11 protein-coding genes are annotated in these 14,555 nt (G+C 69.1%); 6 read left to right on the top strand and 5 right to left on the bottom strand.

Annotated elements, in window-relative coordinates:
• Positions 1 to 1,122 (top strand): tRNA dihydrouridine synthase DusB, encoded by a 1,122-nt coding sequence (gene dusB / locus ACFPJ1_RS26425; protein WP_380107911.1) that lies wholly within the window; start codon positions 1 to 3, stop codon positions 1,120 to 1,122.
• A gap of 114 nt (positions 1,123 to 1,236) precedes the next feature.
• A complete protein-coding gene (gene ligD / locus ACFPJ1_RS26420; RefSeq protein ID WP_380107909.1) occupies positions 1,237 to 2,241 on the top strand; it encodes a non-homologous end-joining DNA ligase in 1,005 nt (334 codons plus the stop codon).
• Here the strand turns inward: ligD and ACFPJ1_RS26415 are convergent.
• Together ACFPJ1_RS26415 and mug are read right to left on the bottom strand one after the other, a co-directional pair.
• Entirely contained in the window at positions 2,238 to 5,576 is a 3,339-nt protein-coding gene (locus tag ACFPJ1_RS26415) for a hypothetical protein (RefSeq protein ID WP_380107908.1), read from the bottom strand. The two genes, ligD and ACFPJ1_RS26415, sit on opposite strands and share 4 nt — an antisense overlap.
• Positions 5,577 to 5,687: 111 nt before the next feature.
• On the bottom strand, positions 5,688 to 6,197 hold the full coding sequence (gene mug / locus ACFPJ1_RS26410; RefSeq protein ID WP_380107906.1) for a G/U mismatch-specific DNA glycosylase: 510 nt from the start codon (positions 6,195 to 6,197) through the stop codon (positions 5,688 to 5,690).
• Positions 6,198 to 6,407: 210 nt separating this feature from the next.
• Between mug and ACFPJ1_RS26405 the strand changes: the two genes are divergently transcribed.
• Both ACFPJ1_RS26405 and ACFPJ1_RS26400 read left to right on the top strand, forming a co-directional pair.
• On the top strand, positions 6,408 to 7,115 hold the full coding sequence (locus tag ACFPJ1_RS26405) for a Clp protease N-terminal domain-containing protein (RefSeq protein WP_380107904.1): 708 nt from the start codon (positions 6,408 to 6,410) through the stop codon (positions 7,113 to 7,115).
• A 10-nt stretch (positions 7,116 to 7,125) separates the two neighbouring features.
• Positions 7,126 to 8,412: a serine hydrolase domain-containing protein gene (locus ACFPJ1_RS26400; RefSeq protein ID WP_380107902.1), complete on the top strand. Its 1,287-nt coding sequence runs from the start codon at positions 7,126 to 7,128 to the stop codon at positions 8,410 to 8,412.
• Between the two features lie 43 nt (positions 8,413 to 8,455).
• Here ACFPJ1_RS26400 and ACFPJ1_RS26395 read toward each other — a convergent pair whose 3' ends face one another.
• From ACFPJ1_RS26395 to argG, 3 genes are all read right to left on the bottom strand, one after another.
• Complete coding sequence (locus tag ACFPJ1_RS26395) at positions 8,456 to 8,806, bottom strand: DUF3592 domain-containing protein (protein WP_380107900.1); 351 nt, start codon at positions 8,804 to 8,806, stop codon at positions 8,456 to 8,458.
• A gap of 34 nt (positions 8,807 to 8,840) precedes the next feature.
• Positions 8,841 to 9,218, bottom strand: a complete 378-nt coding sequence (locus ACFPJ1_RS26390; protein ID WP_380107899.1) for a hypothetical protein — start codon at positions 9,216 to 9,218, stop codon at positions 8,841 to 8,843.
• A gap of 196 nt (positions 9,219 to 9,414) precedes the next feature.
• On the bottom strand, positions 9,415 to 10,863 hold the full coding sequence (argG, locus tag ACFPJ1_RS26385; RefSeq protein WP_380107897.1) for an argininosuccinate synthase: 1,449 nt from the start codon (positions 10,861 to 10,863) through the stop codon (positions 9,415 to 9,417).
• 269 nt (positions 10,864 to 11,132) lie between these two features.
• Here argG and ACFPJ1_RS26380 point away from each other — a divergent pair, with 269 nt between their 5' ends.
• Complete coding sequence (locus ACFPJ1_RS26380) at positions 11,133 to 12,530, top strand: ATP-binding protein (protein ID WP_380107896.1); 1,398 nt, start codon at positions 11,133 to 11,135, stop codon at positions 12,528 to 12,530.
• Position 12,531: 1 nt separating this feature from the next.
• Positions 12,532 to 14,499, top strand: a complete 1,968-nt coding sequence (locus ACFPJ1_RS26375) for a hypothetical protein (RefSeq protein WP_380107893.1) — start codon at positions 12,532 to 12,534, stop codon at positions 14,497 to 14,499.
• Positions 14,500 to 14,555: the final 56 nt, after the last annotated feature.

The raw sequence follows: 14,555 nt of genomic DNA, 5'->3' as shown, positions 1-14,555 counted from the left end.
ATGTTGAAGCTCGGCGACCTGACGATCGATACGCCGGTGGTGCTCGCGCCGATGGCGGGGATCACCAACGCGGCGTACCGGCGGCTGTGCGCGGAGCAGGGCGCCGGGCTGTACGTCTGCGAGATGATCACGTCGCGCGGCATCGTCGAGGGGGACCAGAAGAGCCTCGACATGCTCACCTTCGACGAGCGCGAGACGGTCCGGTCGGTCCAGTTGTACGGCGTCGACCCCGTGTACGTCGGGCGCGCGGTGGAGCTGTTGTGCGCGGAGTACGGCGTCGCGCACATCGACCTGAACTTCGGCTGCCCGGTGCCGAAGGTGACCCGCAAGGGCGGCGGCGCGGCCCTTCCCTGGAAGCGGAATCTGCTCGGCGCGATCCTGCAGTCCGCGGTCAAGGCGGCCACGCCGTACGGCATCCCGGTGACGATGAAGACCCGGATCGGGATCGACAGCGCGCACCAGACCTACCTCGACGCGGGCAAGATCGCCGAGGAGTCGGGCGCGGCCGCGATCGGGCTGCACGGCCGTACTGCGGCCCAGGCGTACTCGGGGCAGGCCGACTGGGGCAAGATCGCCGAACTCGTGGAGCACGTGAGCATCCCCGTGCTCGGCAACGGCGACATCTGGGAGGCGTCCGACGCGCTCCGGATGGTTTCCGAGACGGGTTGTGCCGGGGTCATCGTGGGGCGCGGGTGCCTCGGCCGGCCGTGGTTGTTCCGCGACCTGGCGGTGGCGTTCGCCGGTGGTGAGGCGCTCAACCTGCCAAACCTGGGCGAGGTCGCCACGGTGATGCGGCGGCACGGCGAGCTGCTGGCCGACCTGATGGGCGAGCAGCGCGGCCTCCGCGACTTCCGCAAGCACGTCCCGTGGTACCTGAAGGGCTTCCCCGCCGGCGGCGAACTCCGCGCCGCCCTCGGCATGGTCGACTCCCTGGCCCACCTGGACGAACTCCTGGCCCAACTCGACCCGTCCGCCCCGTTCCCCGTCCAGGAACTCGGCTCCCCGCGCGGCCGCCAGGGCAGCCCCCGCGACCACGTCGTCCTCCCCCACGGCTGGCTCGACGACACCGATGGCCTCAACACCGACCTGGCCGACGCCGAAATCGGAGTCTCAGGCGGCTGACCGACCGCTGCTACTCGCCTACTGTCCTTCCTCTTCAAGTCTACAAACGAAGACGCGGCCGACCCGCGAGTCATCCACAGGCGGGTGAGCTCTGATTGCCCGTAGTCTCCTGTCATGGCGAGTAAGCCGGATGAGACGCGTGATGGGGTGCCGCTGACCAATCTGGATCAGCCGCTGTTCGATGGGGCGGGGGCGACCAAGCGGGATCTGGTGGACTACCTCGATGCCGTGCACGAGCGGATCCTGCGCGAGTTGCGGGAGCGCCCGTTGTCGGTGATCCGGGTGCGCCCGGGGCAGCAGCCGTTCATGCAGAAGAACGTTCCGAAGTACACGCCGGAGTGGGTGCGGACGGTGCCGATGTGGGCCGAGGCGTCCAAGCGCGAGGTCTCGTACGCCGTCTGCGACGATCGCAAGACGCTGCTCTGGTTCGCGAACCAGCGTGCGGTGGAGTACCACCCGACGCTGGTCCGTGCCTCCCGCTGGGATCGCGTCACGCAGTTGGTGCTCGACCTCGACCCGCCGGAAGGGGAGACCTTCCAGCTCGCAGTACAGGCGGCGCATCTGGTGCGGCAGGCGCTCGCGGACATCGGGTTGAGCGGGGCGGTGAAGACCAGCGGCGCCAAGGGCGTCCACGTCTACGTCCCGATCGACGACCAGGCCTCGATCGAGGACGCGGCAGCCGCGACCCGAGCGATCGCGGCCCGGGCGGAGCGGATCGACCCGGCACTGGCGACCACCGCGTACGTCAAGGAAGAGCGGCACGGCAAGGTGTTCGTCGACTCGACCCGCTCCGGAGGGGCGACGGTGGTCGCGGCGTACAGTCCGCGCATCCGGCCAGGTGCAACGGTGTCGTTCCCCGTCGGCTGGGACGACATCGATCAGGTGACACCCAAGGACTTCACCCTCCACACGGCTCCCGCTCTGCTAGGCGATGGCGACCCGTGGGCCGAGCAATTGCCGACGCCTCAGACGCTGCCCGCCGAGCTGATCGAGGAGGGCCACACGATCCCGATCGCCCGCGTCGTCGCCATGCACGAAGGCAAACGACGCAAGGCCGCAGCCCGCCGCGCCGCCGAGTCAGAGGGGGAGGCCGCGTCGCAGGGTGAGGAGAAGGGCTAGCTTTCGGACGCCGTCACCAGATCCAACGCCAGGTGGCGGACGTCGGGAGCGGGATGGTTGCGGAGTTCGGTCAACTGCATTCGCCAGCGGCGGGGCCAGTTCGAGCGCCGACCGGCCGCCGCCGTCAGCGACAGCGCCAGTAGGCCATCGACGGTCCTAGCGCTTGCAGCAAGCCTGGCAGCGGCATCTACCAGGTCGTCGGGCGTCCAGTAGGCGTGCGAGTTGTTCAACCTCGTGCTGACGAGTGCCCCAACATCGATCATCGCCATCGGCCGATCCACGACCAGGCTCGCCAGCGCCGCCAGTTCGTCGTACAGCACGTCCCACTGGAGCGAGTTGACCAGCAGCTGCAGCTGAGAGCGAACATACTCGGGCGCAGTGACCTCATCGGCGACCAGGCGCAACACCTGCCGGGCTTCGGTCGACTTCGTGCTGAAGGCCGCAACCAGGCTGTCTCCCAACGTCTTCAGCCGCTGCCGGGCAGGGTGATCCCGGTCCGCCGTGGCGTTGGGGACGTTCGGATTGGTCTCCAGCCGGACCAGCAGTCGGACCACCGAGAGCAGCTCTTCCTGGGCGAGCTGCGGGTCGGTAGCAAAGATGGCGACGAGTGCGTTGGTCGCGTCGATCCAGTTCCTGTTCCGCACGTTGAGGTCCGTGATGAAGGCGGCGCACACCGGCACGGCGGCGGGGTTGAAGCGCGCCCAAAACCGCATCGACAGCAACGCGAGGCGGACGACCTCCGGCTCGGACCTGTTCGTCACGGCGATCAGCAGGTCCGCGTAGTGCGAGCGGTACTTCGAGGCCATCATGGACGGCGATCGCTGGGCCAGAACCGTCGCAGTAGCAGGCGAATCGTGCACGGCCTCCTGCAACAGCGCCCAACTCGCCGGCTCATGCAGCAGGTACTGCGACGCCGCACTGGTGATCGCCGCCTTCACATCCCGATGCGCGTCAGCCCAGGCTTCAGTCAGTACTTCGCTCGCCCCGGGCGCGCGGAGTTCGCCGAGGAGCCGCGCGGCCTCTTTGCGCGAGGTCACCTTGACGCCCTCACCAACCAGCACGGGCCGGAACGTCTCGGCCAGCAAGCTCGGCCTGACGAACCGTGCGGCCCGGGTGGCTGCGTAGAGCGCGACTCGGGCGCGGTCGTCACCACCGTGGCGCAGCAAGACAGGCAGTACTTGTTCGGGCCGATCCGTCCACGCCAGCGCGGCCAGTGCAGCCTCCTGGAGAAGCACCGCGTCGCTGGTGAGGAATGGCTCGACTGCGGCTCGTCCGACGCCGGGGATGCGCCCGAGCGTCGACACCGCCGCCGCACGGGCCCACTCGGGCATGCGGGAATCGTTCGCGGCGGCGGCCACCAGTTCGGCGTACCGGCGGTGCTGGCGGGGGAGCCAGCGGCGCAACGCGCGGTCGGAGATCTGCCAGGCGGGGTGGTTGCGGCTGAACCGACGGATCCGGTCGGGCTTGGCGAGCACAGGATCGAGGAGGTCGGTGCGGTATTCGGTGACGGCATCCCAGACGGGATGCCAGCGGGCCATGCCGACATCGCGGCCGATGATCCGGCCGGTGCGCTCGGAGCGGGTGGTGGTCGGTTCGAGCCAGAGTTGGGCGGCTCGCTCGACGGTGTACTCCTGGTTCGACCAGACGGCCTGTTCGAGGACCTCGTAGAGATGGTTGATGGTCCAGCCGCGGCGGCCGAACGCGCCGGCGATGGCGAAGGCGAGGTCGAACTCCCGCCGCTTCGCCGCGCTTTCGACGTACGGGCGCAAGGTTTCGTAGATCGCGACCTCGCGGCCGCGGGGCAGGCCGTCGATCAGACCGTAGAGACTGACGGTGCCGCGGCTCTCGGTCAGCCTGGCGTGTGCATCGAGTCCCCACCGGAGCAACCCTTGATGGTTGCCTAGGGCACCTTGTCGGACGGCGAGCTCGGCAAGCTGGTTCAGCGCGGAACGGGAGCTCCAGGACGTGTCGCGAGCCTCGAGCGCGTCGGTCAGGAGGGTCTGCAGCGCGGCGACGTGCTGATCGGACAGCAGGGATGGCGGGAGTCCGGCCGCGGCTAGCAGGACGGTGTTGCGGACCTGGTCCCGTTCGTTGCGGATCCGGGTGGCCCAGGTCAGCGCCTGCTCGATCGAGCCCGGCTCCAGGGAGAGCCCGGCGGAGTTGATGACGGCCCGGTACACAGCAGAGCGGTCGTCGGCGTCCGGCCGGCGGACCTCCGGCTCGAGCAAGGCGAACGCCTCCTCGAACGGCAGATGGCTGGTGACCTCCCAGCTCCGCCGATAGTCTTCGCGGATCTCCGGCATGGTGAGCATCCGGCGGGCCTGCTCCTGCCGCACGGCCAGCGGGAGAACGCGAAGGACAGAACCAGGAAGCGTGGTCTGGCCGAGCTCGATCGAGCTCGTCACCTTCTCGAAGACGACACCCCGTCGAGCCGGCGGCAGTTCCGACAGCACTCCGCCTACGGCCGGCCAAAGCAGTCGGCCCAGTGCAGCGAGTTCGTCGCCGGAGAACCGGTGCAGCCGCCGGCGGACAGCCGGCGTCAGCGCCTCCCGTACTGCGGACGCCCGCTCCGGCGTCGTCAGGATCGCCAGCACACCACTCGGTTCGAGATCAACCAGCCGGCCAAGGATCCCGATCACCGCGGATGGCAGTTGATCCGGTGAGAGCGCAACCTTCAGCAACGCGAATACTCGCGCCGCGTCGTGATCGAAGGCGCCGACCACCCCGAAGCCGACCCCGCCCCACCATTCCTCCCGAGCCCCTTCGTCGCTGGGCAGAGTCCGGGTCGCGTAGTCGAGCACCGATTCCGGGTGCCTTCGGGCCAATCGCTCCCACATACCGGCGGTGAGGCAGTAGGCGAGTTCCGGAAGGAGCCGCTCGACGGTGGACCGGTCGGTGCTGCTGAGGAGCGCACTCGCCGCCTGGTCGCCCCACCGGTCGCGCTGGTCGTCGATCAAACGGGCCGCCAGGTCTTGCCGACCCGTCCGGCGGATCACCGATAGGAGCCTGGTACGAAGGGCGGCCGGCGCATCGTCGTACAGAGCACGCAGAGCGTCGTCGGAGACCGCGACGCCGCGACCGGCCGCCGCGAGGGCGCGTGCCTGGATGAGCGGATCGGGGTCCGCGAGCAGCCGGGCCACGTGGTCGGTTTCGCCCGCGATCTGCGCGAGTTGCAGACCGAGTCCGCGCTCGTACGGCTCGCCGCTGTCGAGTTCGGCGATCAGCTCCGCCAGGCCCGGAGTACTGCGCAGCCGCCTCGCCTCCTGCGCGATCAGCCGGGCGCGTTCGCCGTACGGGAGTCGATCGAGAGCGCTCAGCAGATCGGTCGCATGCATCCCCACATCCTGCCCAACCGAGGAGTCAGGCGGGCAGATTAGGACGCTTCGTTCGACACCGCGTCGTACCGCGAGCTCGCCGAGAGGTACTTCCTGCAGCGCGATGCATTTCTAGAGCGGGGAGCTGGCAGCTTTCAGATCCGCGAAGGCGGCGGCGAGTTTCGGGAGTGTGTAGTGGGCGTTCAAGCCGCTGGGGTTCGGCAGGATCCAGACCTTGGTCGTACCGATCAGGCGATCCTGCCGCCCCATCGCCGCCTTCTTGTCGCCGAACGCGTCCCTGTACGCCGTGACGCCGACGACCGCGAGCCACTCGGGTTCATAGGCGAGGACCTTCTTCACCAGGTTCTCGCCACCCGCGGCGAGATCCGCCCGGCTCAGCTCGTCGGCCCGGGCTGACGGCCGGTCGACGATATTGGTGATCCCGAGGCCGAGCTCGAGAAGTTCCTTCTGCTCGTCGGGCCGGAACTGCCTCGGTGTGAAGCCCGACTGGTGGAGTGCCGGCCAGAAGCGGTTGCCGGGCCGGGCGAAGTGGTGCCCGGTCTCGGCCGACACCAGGCCGGGGTTGATCCCGCAGAACAGCACCCGCAGTCCGGGCGCGATGATGTCGGGCAATTCCTGCACCCCGGAACCCTAACCGGACCGCCACCACTCACCAACCCCGCTGCACGTGTACTGCGTCCGCCTGCCGAGCGTGCTGGGGGATGGCGTGAGCTGGTTGGTGAGTGGTGGCGGTCCGCCCACCGGCTGGTCCCTCACGGATCCGTCCGGCACGAGTGCTGAAATCGTCAACCCAGGGTTGACGGCCAGATTGCGTCAACCTAGGGTTGACGCATGACTCCCGGACCCGATCTGCAACAACTCATCGACACCATCCGTGCGGACGCCGGCACTGACGACGTCCTCGACCAGCTCGGCACCGCCGCGAGCACGATCAGCGAACTGACCAGCACCAGCGACGCCGCGCTCGGCTACTTCGTCGACCGGGCCCGCGGCGCCGGCAAGTCGTGGGTCGAGATCAGCACCGTGCTCGGCGTCAGCAAGCAGGCCGCGCACAAACGCTTCGCCGAGTCGTGGACGAGCCGGCCCGCCTTCGAGCACTACACCCCGCGCACCCGCGCGGTCGTCGAGGCGGCCACCGATGTCGCGCGCGGCCTCAGCCACTCGTACGTCGGTACCGAGCACCTGCTGCTCGCCTTCTACACCGAGCCCGAGGCCATCGCCACCAAGGTGCTCGTTGCCCACGGCGTCACCGAGGAGGCGGTGTCCGAAGCGGTGAACGCCGCGGTGCCCGCTGGCAAGGGACCCGTGAACGAGGAAGAGTTGCTGTTCACCCGGCGCGCCTCGCACGTCCTGCAGGGTGCCGCGGGCGAGGCGCTTGCGCTGGGCCACAACTACGTCGGCACCGAGCACCTGCTGCTCGCGTTCTACCGCGACCAGGCGGGCGTCGCGACCACAATCCTGCAGGGGCTCGGCCTGGACGAATCGGCCGCCTGGACTGCGATCCGGGGTCTGCTCAATGAGCTGGAGAAGGCCAAGTAACTTAGGCGTCATGCCTGATTGGACCTCGCGCCTGGAATCACTCGCCGCCGACGCCGGAGTGCCCGGCGCAGTACTCGGGATCTGGGCTGACGGTGAGCAGACCATCACGCCCTACGGCGTCCTGAACCGGGGGACCGGCGTCGAGGTGACGGCCGACTCGGTCTTCCAGGTCGGCTCGATCACGAAGGCGTGGACCGCCACGATGATTGTCCAACTGGCTGCCGAGGGCCGGCTCGATCCCGACGACGCCGTGGTGAAACTGTTGCCTGAGGCACCGATCGACGCACGGATCACCGTCCGGCAGTTGCTCACCCATCAGAGCGGCATCGACGGCGACCTCTTCACCGACACCGGCCGCGGCGACGACTGCCTCGAGCGGTACGTCGCGCTGCTCGCCGAGGTGGATCAGTTGTTCGCGCCGGGGACGGCGTACTCCTACTGCAACGCCGGTTTCGTCGTCCTCGGCCGGATCATCGAGGTGCTCGACGGTCGGTCCTGGGACGAATCCCTGCGGGCGCGCCTGATCGAGCCCCTCGGGTTGCCGGCGACCGTCACTTTGCCGGAGGAGGCGATCCTGCACCGATCCGCCCTCGGGCACCTGGCGGACGGCTCCCCGGTCCAGACCTGGAACCTGCCGCGCTCCATCGGCCCGGCCGGACTCATCACCCAGAGCGCCGGCGACCTCCTCCGTTTCGCGCAACTGCATCTCGACGACCCCGACGGCCTGTACGCCGGGATGCGCGATCCGCAGGTGTCCTTTCCGGGCGGCGCGAACGGGGTGGAGGCGATCGGCCTCGCCTGGCGGCTGTACGACTGGTCCGGCCGGAAGCTCTTCGGCCACGACGGCACCACGATCTCGCAGCTCGCCTTCCTCCGGATCGACCCCGATGCCCGGCTGGCGGTGTGCCTGCTGACGAATTCGGCATACGCCCCGGCCCTCTTCGACGCCATCGCCTCCGAGGTCTTCACCTACTACGTCGGCGCTGCGGCGCCGCTTCCGCCCAAACCCCTCGAGAACGTCCGGGCGGGTGACGAACACATCGGCGTGTACGAACGGGCCAGCGCTCGGCTGGAGGTCCTCCGCCGCGACGACCAGCTGGTAATGACCTACCAGGCGACGGGCGACCGCCTTGCCTTCGCCGAGGAACCGATCCAGGAATACGAACTCCTGCCGACCGCCCCGGCCGACGGCAACCACTTCGTCACCCGCAGCGCACCGAACCAGCCCTGGACCCCGGTCACCTTCACCGACACCTACCTCTTCACCAGCGGCCGCGTCACCCCGCGCACCACCTGACCCCGTGAAGCGTGCAATCTCCATTGGCGGAAGACCGGGACTCCTAGCCTGGTGGAAGTAGCGGCGTTGGCCGAGCGGCTGGGGGTCGGGCGACCACCAGTCGAGCAGGGGCCGCCGGGTCGTACTTGATCGGGACTCGCTGTCCGGTGAGTGGCAGCGGTCCCGGTACGTCGTACCGGACGTCGTTCTGGATGAGCGAGGTCCCTACGGTGAAGCGGACTCGTAGGAAGACGCGGTCTCCGGCCCGGAGTACGGAAACCACCTCTGCGTTCACCCGGCGCCAGTTCGCGCACTCGAGGTACTGGTCCTCTTCGAGTCGGCTGAACCAACGGACCATGATCAGCAGGCCCACGCCGGCAGCCACTGCGGCGAGGATCATCAACTGGATAGCCATCACCGGTCTGCACCCCCTTTTCGCGCCGAGCCGGCTAGTCGGCCAGGGTGCGGCGGCGGCGGTAGAGCCACATGCCGCCGAAGGCGAGAGCAGCGCCTCCGAGAGCTGAGGTCCCCATCTGGGCGCTTGCGGACCAGGTGACGTCTGACTTGGCTGGCGGGGTCGTTGCCGCGACAGGCTCGAGCTGCGGCATCGGGTGCGAGTTGCACGCCGGATGGCCCGGATAGGCGCAGCTGGTGGGCTCGGACTCGGGGTATCCGCTGCCTTTGCCCGGCCAGTCGTCGATGTCCCCGGTGTAGGGAGCGAACGCGCCGGTTGGATCCCTGAGCACTGCTGATGCCTCGGTGGTCGTGAGTACGACGGTGCCCAGCGCGAGTGCGGACAGGGCGAGGGCTGAGTACGTGTGGTTCATGGTGTCTCCTGGTGAGCTGAGACGGCGGAATTGCCGCCTGTTCTCACGCTCGGCTCCCAGGTACCTCGGCCACATCGGGCGCACCCCCGCAGATAAGGCGCTGAACCCCTTAGATCCGCAGAGAGACAAGACACGGCCCCAGGCGGTGGAGGGGGTCGCCTGGGGCCGTTGGTGCGGAGGTGCTGCGTGGTGGGGCTCAGTCGGTGCCGAACTCCATCGCGGCCCGGTCGAGCATCTGGTCGTCGTCGGAGACGTCGCCGCGGGAGGCGATCGCCTCGGCGCCGCCCTGCGGCATCGCGCCGATCAGGCCGGTCGAGGCGGCCTGGGCCGCGCCGATGATCGCCGGGTGGTTGGTGCCGATCATGCCCAGACCGGCGTACTGCTCGAGCTTGGCGCGCGAGTCGGCGATGTCGAGGTTCCGCATCGTCAGCTGGCCGATCCGATCCACCGGGCCGAACGCCGAATCCTCGGTCCGCTCCATCGACAACTTGTCCGGGTGGTAGCTGAAGGCCGGGCCGGAGGTGTCGAGGATCGAGTAGTCCTCACCCCGCCGCAGCCGCAGCGTCACGTCGCCGGTGATCGCGGTACCGACCCAGCGCTGCAGGGACTCCCGCACCATCAGGGCCTGCGGGTCGAGCCAGCGACCCTCGTACATCAGCCGGCCGAGCCGCCGGCCCTCGTTGTGGTAGCTCGCGACGGTGTCCTCGTTGTGGACCGCGTTGACCAGCCGCTCGTAAGCCGCGTGCAGCAGCGCCATCCCGGGGGCCTCGTAGATTCCCCGGCTCTTGGCCTCGATCACCCGGTTCTCGATCTGGTCCGACATACCCATGCCGTGCCGGCCGCCGACCGCGTTCGCCTCCATCACCAGGTCGACCGCGCTGGCGAACTCCTTGCCGTTGATCGTCACCGGCCGGCCCTGCTCGAATCCGATCGTGACGTCCTCGGTGAGGATCTCGACGTTCGGGTCCCAGAACTTGACGCCCATGATCGGCTCGACGGTCTCGATGCCGGTATCGAGGTGCTCCAGAGTCTTGGCCTCGTGCGTGGCGCCCCAGATGTTGGCGTCGGTCGAGTAGGCCTTCTCGGTGCTGTCCCGGTACGGCAGCTCGTGAGCGAGCAGCCACTCGGACATCTCCTTCCGGCCGCCGAGCTCGGTCACGAAGTCCGCGTCGAGCCACGGCTTGTAGATCCGCAGCTGCGGGTTCGCGAGCAGGCCGTACCGGTAGAACCGCTCGATGTCGTTGCCCTTGAACGTCGACCCGTCGCCCCAGATCTGGACGTTGTCGTCGAGCATCGCCCTGACCAGCAGGGTGCCGGTGACCGCACGCCCGAGCGGGGTGGTGTTGAAGTAGGCGCGACCGCCCGAGCGGATGTGGAACGCGCCGCAGGCAAGCGCCGCCAGCCCTTCCTCGACCAGCGCCGCGCGGCAGTCGACCAGCCGCGCGATCTCGGCGCCGTACGCCGCCGCGCGCCCGGGCACCGAGTCGATGTCGGGCTCGTCGTACTGGCCGATGTCAGCCGTGTAGGTGCACGGGACGGCGCCCTTGTCGCGCATCCACGCGACCGCCACCGAAGTGTCGAGACCGCCTGAGAAAGCGATACCGACCCGCTCACCGATGGGAAGGGAAGTAAGGACCTTGGACATAGGAAGAGTATGCACTCTCCTGAATGATTATGCAAAACGTCTGCAGTGGCCTGGCCCTGGCGCCTGGGGGCCCTGGGAAGACAGGTGCAGCTGAGGTCGCCGGCGGCCGGTGGCGGGGTGCCCGGCCGCTGGCGCCTTACAAGTGGTGAGCGGTCGAACAACCGGCTAGTGAGCGGCGTTCGGCTAGTTGTGCGGCAGGGGTCGGCGGAGCCGACAGGGGGTGAGATATTGCGTGTGGGGGTTGGGGTGGGCGAGCTAACGTCTGCAGGGTGACTAGTGCACCTGTTGAGCTTCCTCGTAAGGCTGGTGAGCTTCGCGCCGCCGGATTCCTTCCCCGCACGATCAAGGCCGAGATCCGCGACAACCTGTTGACCGAGTTGCGCGCCGGCCGTGATCCCTGGCCCGGCATCGTCGGGTTCTCCCGCACTGTTATCCCCCAGATGGAACGCGCCCTGCTCGCGGGGCATGACGTAGTACTGCTCGGTGAGCGCGGTCAGGGCAAGACCCGCCTGCTGCGCACGTTGGTCGGCCTGCTCGACGAGTGGACGCCGGTGATCGAGGGCGCCGAGCTGCCCGAGCATCCGCTGGAGCCGATCACGCCGGCGTCGAAGCGCCGAGCGGCCGAGCTCGGTGACGATCTGCCGGTAGCCTGGCTGCACCGCAGCCTCCGGTACGCCGAGAAGCTCGCGACGCCCGACACCTCCGTCGGGGACCTGATCGGTGACGTCGACCCGGTGAAGGTGGCCGAGGGGCGCAGCCTGGGTGACCCGGAGACGATCCACTTCGGCCTGGTACCGCGGGCGCACCGCGGCATCGTCGCGATCAACGAGCTGCCGGATCTTGCCGAGCGGATCCAGGTCGCCCTGCTCAACGTGATGGAGGAGCGCGACATCCAGGTCCGCGGGTACACGCTCCGGCTGCCGCTCGACGTGTTGCTGGTGGCAACGGCCAACCCGGAGGACTACACCAACCGCGGCCGCATCATCACCCCGCTGAAGGACCGCTTCGGCGCCGAGGTGCGGACCCACTACCCGCTGGACATCGACGCCGAGGTGGACGTCGTCCGGCAGGAGAGCCACCTCACCGCCGAGGTCGGCGAACCGCTGCTCGAGGTGCTGGCCCGGTTCGTCCGGCACCTGCGCGAGTCGAACGCGATCGACCAGCGCTCGGGTGTCTCGGCCCGGTTCGCGGTCGCCGCCGCCGAGACGGTCGCGGCCGCCGCGCTCCGCCGCAGCGCGATCACCGGCGAGGAGCCGGCCGTCGCCCGCCCGGTCGACCTCGACGCGGTTCCCGCCGTACTGCGGGGCAAGCTCGAGTTCGAGCCGGGGGAGGAGGGGCGCGAGACCGAGCTGCTCGAGTACCTCCTGCGCAGGTCCGTCGCCGACACCGCGCGCGAGCGGTTCGCCGGGCTCGACCTGACCCCGCTCGCGGATGCCGTTGCCAACGGCCACCTTGTCACCACGGGCGAGCGGATCCCCGGCCGCGACGTGCTCTCGGCCCTACCCGAGCTCCCCGTCCTCCACGACGTGGCAGCCCGGGCAGGCGTCGAGCCGGACGACTCGCCAGGCAGGATCGCCGCGGCGGTCGAGCTCGCCTTGGAGGCGCTCTACCTGTCCAAGCGATTGGCCAAGGACGCCGACGACGACACCACGATCTACGGGATCTGACATGACCGCCGCAATACCCGAAGGCTGGTTCTACGGCCCGTGGCACGAAGGGCCGGATCCGCTGGCGCCTCCGGTGGATCTGCGGGACGCGCTCGACGAGCTCGGCCGGGACGTGATGGCCGGGTCGTCGCCCAGGTCCGCGCTGGAGGAGTTGCTCCGGCGCGGCACCCGCAACACCCAGGGTCTCGACGACCTGACTCGCAGGTTGTGGGAGCGGCGTCGTGAGATCCAGCGACGCCACAACCTCGACGGCACGCTGCGCGACGTACAGCGGCTGCTCGATGAGGCACTCGAGGCCGAGCGGCGTGAGCTGTTCCCGAACCCGTCCGACGATGCCCGGTTCCGGGAGGCGCAGCTCGACGCGCTTCCTGCCGGTACGGCGGCCGCGGTACGGGAGCTGGCCAACTACGACTGGCAGTCGGAGGAGGCTCGGCAGAAGTACGAGGCGATCCGCGAGACGCTCGGCCGGGAGCTGCTCGGGTCGCGGTTCGAGGGCATGAAGGAGGCCCTGCAGAACACGACACCGGAGGACATCGAGCGGATCAACGAGATGTTGTCGGACCTCAACGCGCTGCTGTCCGCCCACGCGCAGGGTCATCCGCAGATCGACCAGCTGTTCGACGAGTTCATGGCCAAGCACGGCGAGTTCTTCCCGGAGAACCCGCGCAACGTCGACGAGCTGATCGACGTACTGGCCGCACGAGCCGCGGCCGCGCAGCGGATGCTCAACTCGATGACGGCAGAGCAGCGAGCTGAGCTGGCCCAGCTCTCGCAGCAGGCGTTCGGCAACCCGCAGCTGTCGCAGCAGCTGGCCAACCTGGATGCTCAACTCCAGGCGCTCAGGCCGGGGGAGGACTGGTCTGGGTCCGAGCGGATGAGTGGTGACGACCCACTCGGTCTCGCCGAGGGTGCTCGGGCGATGTCCGATCTGGCGGAGCTGGATGCGCTGGCCGAGCAGTTGGCCCAGTCGTATCCGGGTGCCAGGCTCGAGGACATCGACCTGGACGCGCTCACCCGTCAGCTGGGCGACGAGGCGACGGTCGACGCGAAGCGGTTGTCTGAGCTCGAACGGCAGCTGCGCGACCAGGGTCTGCTGGAGCGAGCGCCCGACGGCACGCTGCAGTTGTCCCCGAAGGCGTTGCGCCAGCTCGGCCAGACAGCGCTCTCTGACGTTCTCCGGACGGCTCGCGGCCAGTCCGGTGAACGCGACGCAGCATCGGCCGGAGCGGCCGGCGAGCTGAGCGGGTCCAGCCGGGCCTGGCAGTTCGGCGACACCCAGCCGTGGGACGTGTCGCGCACGGTTCGCAACGCAGTACTGCGTACTGCAAGCGCCGGGCGAGGTGGCTCGGTGAAGCTCGACGTGTCCGACGTGGAGATCGCCGAGACGGAGCACCGGGCCCGGGCCGCCGTGGCGCTGCTGGTGGACACCTCCTGGTCGATGGTCCAGGAGGGACGCTGGCTGCCGATGAAGCGGACCGCGCTCGCCCTGCATCAGCTGATCTCCACCCGCTACCGCAACGACGCCCTCCAGCTCATCACCTTCGGCCGGTACGCCGAGGTGGTGGAACTGCCGCAGCTGATCGGCATGGAAGGCACCTGGGAGCAGGGCACCAACGCGCACCACGCGTTGCTGCTCGCGGGCCGGCATCTGCGGCGTCACCCGGACGCCCAGCCAGTGGTCCTGATGGTCACCGACGGGGAGCCCACGGCTCACCTCGAACCGGACGGCACGGCCGAGTTCGACTACCCGCCGCGGCCGGCGACACTGCGCAAGACCGTCGCCGAGGTGGACCGGCTCGCCAAGCTCGGGGCATCGCTGACGGTGTTCCGGCTCGGAGACGATCCGCGGCTGAACGCGTTCGTCGATCTGCTCGCCCGCCGCAGTGGCGGACGGGTGCTCGCCCCCGACGCAGACGGCCTCGGCGCAGCCGTCGTAGGCGACTACCTGAGAACCCGTCGCAGGCTCTGACAACGGCCCGTCTCGGGCGCTGACAGGCGCTCATCCGGCAGGGAGTACCCATCTCG

Source organism: Kribbella qitaiheensis (genome assembly GCF_042657745.1).
Lineage (GTDB): Bacteria > Actinomycetota > Actinomycetes > Propionibacteriales > Kribbellaceae > Kribbella > Kribbella qitaiheensis.
Note: the sequence above shows the minus strand (reverse complement) of the source record. Positions and strands in the feature narration are given on the sequence as shown.